Source organism: Cohnella sp. GbtcB17 (genome assembly GCF_019091135.1).
GTDB lineage: Bacteria > Bacillota > Bacilli > Paenibacillales > Paenibacillaceae > Cohnella.
This window is the reverse complement of record NZ_JAGXJW010000055.1, coordinates 47,430-56,370: the sequence shown is the minus strand read 5'-3', so window position 1 is coordinate 56,370 and position 8,941 is coordinate 47,430. Positions and strand designations below refer to the sequence as shown.

The window sequence follows — 8,941 nt, the reverse complement described above, 5'->3', positions numbered from 1 at the left end:
CAGTGCGGGATCGGTAACTGGGAGGGCGAAGACGCGCGCAGCTGCTGGCTGCTCGAGCACCTGGCCGACTACATCACCGAGAACGCGCAGGTGCAGAATTATCTGATTGGCGCCTACAACAACTTTATCGACATGGGGGTCGACGGCTTCCGGCTCGATACGGCGGTGCACATACCGCGTACGACGTGGAACAGGCGCTTCCTGCCGGCGGCGCAGAGCCATTCGGCGACGAAGTTCGGCGCGACCGGCCAGAATTTCTTCATGTTCGGCGAGGTGGCGGCCTTCGTCAACGACAAATGGAACCGCGGCTCGGTGAACCATTCCGCCCAGTTCTATACGTGGAAGGAGCGTCAGACGTACAGCGCGGACGACGCGACCGCGTCGCTCGAGATGTACAACTACGAGCAGCAGCAGGGCACGGCGAACCAGCCGACCTCGAACAACGCGTTCCTGCAGGGCAACAACTATCATGCGCCGGACCACAGCCAGGCATCGGGCATGAACGTCATTGACATGCGCATGCACATGAATTTCAGCGATGCGTACAATGCGTTCACTAACGGCAAGGACTCGGACGACTCATACAACGACGCGACCTACAACGTCGTATACGTGAGCAGCCACGACTATGGACCGAACAAGTCGAGCACGGCATACAATGGCGGCACGGACGCATGGGCGGAAAATATGAGCCTGATGTGGACATTCCGCGGCATCCCGACGATCATGTACGGCGACGAGATCGAGTTCCAGGCCGGCAAGACGATCGATTGCGGCTCCTCCTGCCCGCTCGCGACGACGCGTCGCGCCTACTTCGGCGACCATCTCGCAGGCACCGTCGTCGCCTCCGGCTTCGGCCAGGTTGCCTCCGCGACGGGCCAAGTCGCAACGACGCTGCAGCAGCCGCTCGTCAAGCATCTGCAGCGGCTTAACATGATCCGCCGCCAGATTCCGGCGCTGCAGAAGGGACAATATTCGACCGACGGCATCTCGGGCGGCATGGCGTTCAAGCGCAGGTTCACAGACAGCGCGAACGGCGTCGACAGCTTCGCGCTCGTGACGATCAGCGGTTCCGCGAGCTATACAGGCATCCCTAACGGTACCTACAAGGATGCGATCACGGGCGATGCCAAGACCGTAACGAACGGCACGCTATCGGTGTCGCTATCCGGCAAGGGCAACCTGCGGGTGTACGTGCTGGATCTGCCGGGCAATCCGGCGCCCGGCAAGATCGGAACGGAAGGTCCTTATTTGAAATAGGCCTACCTTACCTTCGGGAAATCATCGGCAGCCGGTCGAAGCGGCCGTCTCGCAATGCGCGAGCGGCCGCTTTGCCGCGTTTGCTATCGGATGCCGATCTCCGGCGCCCTTCGACGAATGGCAGGCGATGCTGCAGGCCGCCCATGCATTGCGAATCGCGCCTTCGCGGGTAAAGAAGGGCATATGGACCAACAAACGGCGGTTCGCCTTGCAGGCGCTTCGGATGCGAGCGGATCCCGTTAGAGGAGGTGCGGCCGTCATGAAGAAGACACGTACACTCGCAATCAGCGACATCCACGGCTGCGCGGAGCAGTTAAGGCGACTGCTCGACAGGTGCGGCTTCGACGGGGAGCGCGACCAGCTCGTCCTGCTTGGCGACTACGTGGACCGCGGCCCCGGGAGCAGGCAAGCCGTCGCCCTCGTAAGGCGGCTCGTCCGAGAGTCCGGCGCGATCGCGCTGCAGGGCAATCACGATCGGCGTTTCGTTCGGGTGATGCAGGGCCGGGCGCATCCGGCGGAGCTTCGCAATTTTTTCGAAAAGGGAGGCGCCGAGGCGATCGGCAGCTATCTAGGCAAGGGATACAGGTCGAAAATCGTGCCTGAGCGCGTCGACGAATATCGCGCGCGTATTCTCTCTTGCTGCGAAGAGCATATTCGATTTCTGGATCGCCTGCAGTACTACTACGAAGACGACCGCTTCATATACGTGCACGCCGGTCTGAACCCGGATATTCGGGATTGGCGTCAGCAGAGCGTGATGGACTACCTGTTCATCCGCGAAGCGTTCTACAAGCATCCTGTCAAGGCCGGCAAGACGGTCGTCTTCGGTCATACGAAGACGATCGAGCTGCACGATACGCCCGACGTGTGGTTCGGGGGAGACAAGATCGGCATCGACGGCGGCTGCTCGTACGGCTATCAGTTGAACGCGCTGGAGATCGTGGACGGCGCCGTGACCCAGGTGTACGTCGAGCCGGCGGCAAAGGAGAGCCTCACGGGCGTCGTACGACGATCGACGTGACACGCTCGCAAGAAGTCCTTCGGATTGAACGGCCGGCGCAGGCAGGAATTCGCCGAGCGAGAGGGAAGTGTATGAGGACAAGCCGTTCAACATCGATCGGAGGAGAGGGAGCATGCACGTTGGCAATAAGAAAGATTCGAGCGCAAGCGGCAGCGGGACCGTGGATCATATCCCTTTGATCTGGGAGCGTCCGGTGTCCGGCGCAGGCCGGGATTTGGTCGTGTGGCTGCCGGGACTGACCGGGAGCAAGGACACGCTGCGCGAGCATCTGCGTCTGTTTGCGGACGCAGGATTTACGGCCGTTTCCTACGATCCTTACGAGCACGGGGATCGTATGCGCGAGACGCCGGAGGCGTTCCGGCAAAAGCTCGGCGCAAACAAGCGGCGATACTTTTGGCCGATGATTGCCCTCACGGCCGAAGAATACCCGCGCGTCATCGACTGGGCGTTCGAGCGGTTCGGTCTGGACGGCGCCGTCCTGGCGGGCGGGATCTCGATGGGCGGCGACATCGCGGTGACGGCAGCGGGCCTTGACCGCCGCATCCGGGCGGTGGCGGCCTGCATTTCCACGCCGGACTGGCTTCGCCCCGGCTCGGACGAGGCGCCGAGCGAGCCCGATACGTATGCCTGGAATTGCTACCGGCGGTGCAATCCGCTAACGAATGCCTCGCTGTACGCCCATGCGCCGGCGATTCGCTTCCTGAACGGCGCGCAGGACGGTCATGTGCCGCCTGACGGCGCCAGACGATTTCGTGCGGCGTTGACGGAAGCGTACGCGTCTTGTCCGGAGCGTTTCGTCGTGACCGAGTACGAAGGTGCCGGCCATACGTTCACGGAGACGATGCTGCAGGATGCGTTGGCGTGGTTCGTCACCCATCGGAGCGACGGTTAAAAGGACAAAAAGGGATAAAGCACCGTGAAATGTTGCTTTATCCCTTTTTCATTTGAGCGGTCTGCGAGACAGATTCAGTTAATCTCCGCGCCGAGCGGTCCCGCCAGCTCCTCCAGGTAGAACAGCGTGCCCGGCAGCGTCGGCATAAAGGTGGACGGCAGCCAGCGGTCGGGGCCGTGGCGAAGCGTGGTCCACAGCGAGAGGCCCTGCCACTGCATGCCGCGGCCGAGGGCGCCGTCGCAGCCGCCGAGAATGCGGTCGGACTGCAGGAAAAGGCCCGGGCCGATCGTGTTGGCGCGGCCCGGGACGAGCGTCGTGCGGCTTTTGAAGCTGGTGATCGCGTTCTGCTCGATCGTCAGTGGGTGAAGCTGGGCGGCGATCCGATGCGTCGCGGCGGACCAAGCCGCATCGTCCGCGTATTCGCCGCCGAAGTGCGGCTCCCAGAAGGCGATATGCATCGCGCGGCCGATGCCGAACACGGTGATGAGCTCGGCGCCGTCCGCCTTGAGCGCCGCGATCTTGCCGGCATAAGTCGGCAGGTTGTCGGCCGTGGCGAAGTTGCGCTGGCTCTCCGGCACGGTGAGCTCGCCGAGCGGGAGGAAGAGCGCCTGCTCCATTGCATACTGGAACGAGCCGGGATTGTCGGACGGCAGCGTCCGGCCTTCGGCGTCGCTCCATTCGTCCATGTTAAACGTATGGAGGTGCCCGCAGTCCGTACCCCATTGCCGCAGGAAGTAGGCGGTCCATTTGTACATGCCCATCGGGCCGGCCGGCAATATCATCGCGAGCTGCCGTCCTTGCTCCTTTGCCGTGCGGATCTCCAAGGCGATGGCATGTCCCAGCTTAACGTCGAGTTCCCCGACATCCGCGCAGCCCACAGGCGCAAATGCGGGATGCCAGAACGGCTGGCGCTCGCCGATCGACTCGGGAGCGTTGGCGCAGCAGGCGTCGATCCGGGCCAAATCCCAGCCTTCGGGATAAAAATTTTCCAGCAGCGAGACTTTTAACGTCGTCATGAGATCCATTCGAGCAGCTCCTTTTAAGTGGTGTTAAGGGTTCGTTTTCAAGCGTTCGTGCTTGTCGTCATCAAGGCAGCAACCGCTGCGTCGGAATGCGGGGCCATGCCTGGCAGGCTTTGAAGCCCTCCGCATAACCGGCGCCGCACTGCAAGCCGCGGAACTTGGAGACGGTCCTCACGAAGTCGAGAAAATCGATCCCGTCATGCTCGTACAGCCACTTGATCTGGCTCTGATGGCTGTCGTTCATGGCGATCTTCACCTCGATCTCGCCGGTGATGTCCACATACTCCGTGGGCAGGAAGCCGACGCCAGCGAGCGTGTCCATATAGTAGATCGGCGGCACTTTGTCGTGAAAAGGAAACTCGGAATCCGGCGCATAGTGCGAGATGGAGGCGGCGAAGCTGGCATCGAATACGGCGCGCGAAACTTCCATATGATCCTTCATATAATCCTCGGGCGGATGCGTAATGATATAATCCGGGCGCACTCGGCGAATGAGGTTGACGAGTCCGACGATCAATTCGTCCTGGTCCGCCTTCACCGACAAGTCGGGGATGTCGAGGCTTACGACCTCCGCACCGATCAAAGCGCCTGCCTGGCGAGCTTCCTCCTTACGAATATCGCGAAGCGTTTCCGGCGGTATCGTACGATGCCCTTTGTTCCCGTTCGCGACATGCGCCATCGTTACGCGGTGCCCCTGTTTCGCAAGCTTGGCAAGCGTCCCGCCGCATCCGATCTCCAGATCGTCGGGGTGGCAGCCTACGGCCAACACGTTCATGTGGTATCAGCTCCTATTGGCTATTGGCTCATCGCAATTTCATTCGCCTTCATTGTAACGGCGAGGCGCGTCCGGCGATTTATCAAAAAGAGCGCGGTTTGTAGCATTTATGCCGGAACTGCGCGACGCACTTGCAGGATGCTATAATGGGTGGAAATGAGAGGGATTCGGAGCGCGGAGGTGAAGGGATGGAAGCCGCTGAACATGCAGGAAAGCGGAAGGCGGGAGCCGAATCGGCGCGAGGCGAACTGGCGGAGTTGGTTGTCGAAGCCGCGGGGCCTAACGCAGCGATCGAGCACGCGTCTGGTATCGCCTACCCGCGAACGAAGCTGCAGATCGAATTTTCCGTCCGCAGGCTTGTGTCCTTCCATTACTTCGAATTCGCGCCCGACTTCAAGTTCGAGGGCGAGAAGCATGATTTCTGGGAGTTCGTCTACGTGGACAAAGGGGAGCTTGAAGTATTCGCGGACACGGAAGGCTACTTGCTGAGGCAGGGCGACGTTATCTTCCACAAGCCGGGCGAGTTCCACGGCGTCTGGGCGAACGGCGTTCGATCCCCCAACGTCATCATCGTCTCGTTCGAATGTCCGTCGCCCTCCATCGCTCACTTTAACAACCGGATCTTATCGCTGAACGATCGGCAAAAGGAGCTGCTTGCGCAGTTGATCCGCAGCGGGTTTGCCGCCTTTCTTCCGCCTTACGACGATCCGCTCGACCATACGCTGCTGCGCAGACCTGACGCGCCCTTCGGAGCGGAGCAGTCGATCAAGCTCTACCTGGAGCTGCTGCTTATCGACTTGTACCAGGCCGGCTGCGAGCCCGCGCGCGAGCAGCGGGTGTCCAGCGCCGTCACGATTCGCAGCGAGGCGGATCTCGCTTCGCGGATGGTCGCTTATCTCGAAGCGCATATCGAAGGGCAAGTTCGCCTCGAGCTGATCTGCCGTCACTTTCATATGAGCAAGACGCATGCGCTCGCCCTGTTCAAGAAGTGCAAGGGGCTTAGCATCATGCGGTACTATCGCCAGCTCAAGATCGAACGCGCGAGGGCGCTCATCCGCGAGCAATTGCATACGTTTACCGAGATTGCCGCGATGCTTCATTATCCGACCGTGCACAACTTTTCCCGGCACTTCCGTCACGAGACGGGGATGTCTCCGTCGGAATATGCGCGGACGGTGCAGGCGCGTCGCTGAACGGCTGCTCATGCTCAAGCAGCATCCTCCCCGAATAGAACATTTTGATGCTTTCCACTTCTCGAAGCCGCCCCCGGGCGGCTTTTTTTGCATGGATATGTGCGATGAAAACGATGGTTTTGTTCCTTATGGGATCGGCGCGCGGTTGGTAGACTGGAGCTATTCATTCGAGAAGCGAGGTTAATGCGCATGTACAACAACTGGATGAGAAGGCAGCGCCTGCTCGGCTACGTGTTCATCGGCCCCAGCATGCTCGGGGTGCTGGTGTTTTTCCTGATCCCGGCCGTCTATTCGTTTGGCCTCATGTTCACGAATTACAAATTTATGAGCCCGAACGTCGAATTCGTCGGCGCAGACAACATCGTCCGCATGCTGCACGACGACCTGTTCTATCTATCGCTGCGCAACACGGTCGTTTTCCTGCTTGCGGTGCCGGTCTCGATTGCGCTCGGCTTCGTCGTCGCGGTCATTTTGAACCAGAAGATTTATTTGAAAAAGCTGCTGCGGGGCTTATACTTCATGCCTTACATCACGAGCGGGGTCGCGGTCGCGTTCGTCTGGATGCTGCTGTTCCAGCCGAAGCAGGGGCCGATCAACGGTTTCCTGCGCAGCGTCGGCATCGAGCATCCGCCGGGCTGGCTGTCGACGACGACGTCCTCCATGTACGCGATCGACATCATCTGGGTGTGGTTTTTGCTCGGCTACAACATGATTATTTACCTGGCCGCTCTGCAGGAGGTATCGTCCGAGCTGCTCGAAGCCGCCAAGATCGACGGCGCGAGGCCTACACAAATATTGCGCAAAATCATCTGGCCGCTCGTCAGCCCTACGACGTTCCTGCTGCTCATCACCGGCCTTATCATGACGATCAAGACGTTCGGCATCATCCAGGCGACGACACAGGGCGGCCCGGGCAACAGCACGACGATTCTGTCGCTTTACGTGTACCAGAACGCGTTCCGTTACTACGAGATGGGCTATGCCGCCACGATCTCCTGGGCGCTGTTCGCGATCATCTTGCTCATCACCCTCCTGCAGTGGCTGGGTCAAAAACGATGGGTTCACTATTAAGCCACGGGGAGGGCATCGGAGATGGAGCTCAAACGAAGTTTGACGTCCGGCACGGCCGGCAGGCTGCTCGTCACGGTTATCATGCTGGCGCTGGCGATCGTCATGGTCATTCCTTTTCTGTGGATGATCAGCACGTCGCTCAAGACGCCGGCCGAAGTATTCAAGTATCCGATCGAATGGATCCCTTCGCATCCGACTTGGGCGCACCATCACAAAGTGTGGACCGGGCCCAAGAGCTTCGGCACGTATTATCTCAATTCGCTCAAAATCTCAATCATCGGCATGCTCGGCGCGACGTTCCTGTCGGCGTTCGCGGCTTACGGCTTCGCCCGAATCGAGTTCAAGGGGCGCAACGCGCTGTTCATGATCTACCTGTCGATGATGATGGTGCCGCCGCAGGTGCTGTTCGTGCCGAAGTTCATCATGTTCGAGTGGGCGGGTATCTACAATACGCATCTGGCGCTTATTTTGCCGGGCTTGTTCACGATCTTCGGCGTATTCATGCTGCGCCAGTTTTTCCTGTCGATCCCGCACGAGATTTCCGAATCGGCGTTCCTCGACGGGGCCGGCCACTTCCGTATCTTTTTCCGGCTCGTTCTGCCGCTGGCCAAGCCCGCGCTCGCGACGCTCGCCATTATCGACTTCTCCTGGCAGTGGAACGACTACGAGAACGCGCTCGTGTTCCTGATCGACGAGAAGCTGTACACGGTCCCGCTTGGCCTGCAAAACTTCATTTTGGAAAACACGGTCGACTACAACGGCATGATGGCTGCGGCGTCGGCCGGCATCCTTCCGATGATCGCCGTCTTCGTCATCGGCCAGCGCTTCATCATTCAAGGCTTGACCAATTCTGCGGTAAAAGGGTGATTTCTGCGATATTAAAAAAGCATCGACGCCAGTGCCGTAGAGAGGGGCGCTGACATCGATGCTTTTTTTGCGCGAAATTTATTTCGCGTAGTAGCCGCCGTCGATCGGCAGCTCGACGCCGGTAATATACGACGATTCGTCCGACGCCAGGAACAGGACGCCGCGCGCGATGTCCTCGGGTTTGCCGAGCCGCTGGAGCGGCGTCTGGGAGAGCGCCCATTGGGTCATGCGGTCGTCGTTGAAAAGGCCGGCGGTCATCGGCGTCTCGATATAGCCGGGATGCACGGAGTTCGCCCGAATGCCGAACTGCGCGTAGTCGACGGCCGTCGCCTTCGTAAGCATGCGCACCGCGCCCTTGCTTGCGGTGTAAGGGCCGGTACCGCTGCCGCCCGTGAGGCCGGCGATCGACGAGATGTTGACGATCGAGCCGCCGCCGGCTTCGATCATGTGCGGGATGACGTGCTTCTGGCCGTAAAAGACGCTCGATACGTTGATCGACATCGTCTTGTCCCAACTCTCGGCCGTCATCTCCAGGAAGGGCGTCGCGTTGGAAATGCCCGCGTTGTTGACCAAAATGTCGATTTTGCCGAATGCTTCGACGACCTCCGCCACGATTCGGATCCAATCCTCCTCGGATGCGACGTTATGCTTGAAGCCGAGCGCGACGCCGCCGGCCGCTTCGATCTCCTTGACGACCTCCTGAAGCTTCTCCTCCTGCAGGTCCGTGATCGCGACCTTCGCGCCTTCCTGCGCGAACAGCAGCGCGTCAGCCTTTCCCATGCCGCCCGCGGCTCCCGTTATGATCGCGACCTTGTTTTCCAATCTTCCCATGATCGATAA

9 protein-coding genes are annotated in these 8,941 nt (G+C 60.1%); 6 read left to right on the top strand and 3 right to left on the bottom strand.

All coding sequences use genetic code 11. The features are described from left to right. From KVT38_RS25930 to KVT38_RS25920, 3 genes are all read left to right on the top strand, one after another. A partial coding sequence (locus KVT38_RS25930) for an alpha-amylase family glycosyl hydrolase (RefSeq protein WP_254639563.1) occupies window positions 1-1,260 on the top strand: 1,260 nt, incomplete at its 5' end. A 259-nt stretch (window positions 1,261-1,519) separates the two neighbouring features. Next, window positions 1,520-2,281 carry a metallophosphoesterase gene (locus tag KVT38_RS25925; protein ID WP_217596644.1) on the top strand — a complete coding sequence of 254 codons (762 nt, stop codon included), beginning with the start codon at window positions 1,520-1,522 and terminating at the stop codon, window positions 2,279-2,281. A 112-nt stretch (window positions 2,282-2,393) separates the two neighbouring features. Continuing rightward, on the top strand, window positions 2,394-3,173 hold the full coding sequence (locus tag KVT38_RS25920; protein WP_217596643.1) for a dienelactone hydrolase family protein: 780 nt from the start codon (window positions 2,394-2,396) through the stop codon (window positions 3,171-3,173). 74 nt (window positions 3,174-3,247) lie between these two features. Here KVT38_RS25920 and KVT38_RS25915 read toward each other — a convergent pair whose 3' ends face one another. Both KVT38_RS25915 and KVT38_RS25910 read right to left on the bottom strand, forming a co-directional pair. After that, window positions 3,248-4,198 carry a sugar phosphate isomerase family gene (locus KVT38_RS25915; protein ID WP_217596642.1) on the bottom strand — a complete coding sequence of 317 codons (951 nt, stop codon included), beginning with the start codon at window positions 4,196-4,198 and terminating at the stop codon, window positions 3,248-3,250. A 61-nt stretch (window positions 4,199-4,259) separates the two neighbouring features. Continuing rightward, window positions 4,260-4,970, bottom strand: a complete 711-nt coding sequence (locus tag KVT38_RS25910) for a PIG-L deacetylase family protein (RefSeq protein WP_217596641.1) — start codon at window positions 4,968-4,970, stop codon at window positions 4,260-4,262. Window positions 4,971-5,158: 188 nt separating this feature from the next. On the opposite strand from KVT38_RS25910, the gene KVT38_RS25905 reads away from it, so the two are divergent. From KVT38_RS25905 to KVT38_RS25895, 3 genes are all read left to right on the top strand, one after another. Beyond that, window positions 5,159-6,163: an AraC family transcriptional regulator gene (locus KVT38_RS25905; RefSeq protein WP_217596640.1), complete on the top strand. Its 1,005-nt coding sequence runs from the start codon at window positions 5,159-5,161 to the stop codon at window positions 6,161-6,163. Between the two features lie 189 nt (window positions 6,164-6,352). Beyond that, window positions 6,353-7,234: a carbohydrate ABC transporter permease gene (locus KVT38_RS25900; RefSeq protein ID WP_217596639.1), complete on the top strand. Its 882-nt coding sequence runs from the start codon at window positions 6,353-6,355 to the stop codon at window positions 7,232-7,234. A 21-nt stretch (window positions 7,235-7,255) separates the two neighbouring features. Further along, window positions 7,256-8,101 (top strand): carbohydrate ABC transporter permease, encoded by an 846-nt coding sequence (locus tag KVT38_RS25895; RefSeq protein ID WP_217596638.1) that lies wholly within the window; start codon window positions 7,256-7,258, stop codon window positions 8,099-8,101. Between the two features lie 78 nt (window positions 8,102-8,179). Here the strand turns inward: KVT38_RS25895 and KVT38_RS25890 are convergent, their stop codons facing one another. Next, window positions 8,180-8,932, bottom strand: coding sequence for an SDR family NAD(P)-dependent oxidoreductase (locus KVT38_RS25890; protein WP_217596637.1), 753 nt, complete (start codon window positions 8,930-8,932; stop codon window positions 8,180-8,182). Between the last annotated feature and the right edge of the window lie 9 nt (window positions 8,933-8,941).

Excerpts from the sequence above, each read along its gene's own strand:
- KVT38_RS25905 (WP_217596640.1), top strand. The coding sequence starts at position 5,159 with ATGGAAGCCGCTGAACATGCAGGAAAGCGGAAGGCGGGAGCCGAATCG.
- KVT38_RS25915 (WP_217596642.1), bottom strand. The coding sequence starts at position 4,198 with ATGGATCTCATGACGACGTTAAAAGTCTCGCTGCTGGAAAATTTTTAT.
- KVT38_RS25925 (WP_217596644.1), top strand. The coding sequence starts at position 1,520 with ATGAAGAAGACACGTACACTCGCAATCAGCGACATCCACGGCTGCGCG.
- KVT38_RS25900 (WP_217596639.1), top strand. The coding sequence starts at position 6,353 with ATGTACAACAACTGGATGAGAAGGCAGCGCCTGCTCGGCTACGTGTTC.
- KVT38_RS25910 (WP_217596641.1), bottom strand. The coding sequence starts at position 4,970 with ATGAACGTGTTGGCCGTAGGCTGCCACCCCGACGATCTGGAGATCGGA.
- KVT38_RS25890 (WP_217596637.1), bottom strand. The coding sequence starts at position 8,932 with ATGGGAAGATTGGAAAACAAGGTCGCGATCATAACGGGAGCCGCGGGC.
- KVT38_RS25920 (WP_217596643.1), top strand. The coding sequence starts at position 2,394 with ATGCACGTTGGCAATAAGAAAGATTCGAGCGCAAGCGGCAGCGGGACC.
- KVT38_RS25895 (WP_217596638.1), top strand. The coding sequence starts at position 7,256 with ATGGAGCTCAAACGAAGTTTGACGTCCGGCACGGCCGGCAGGCTGCTC.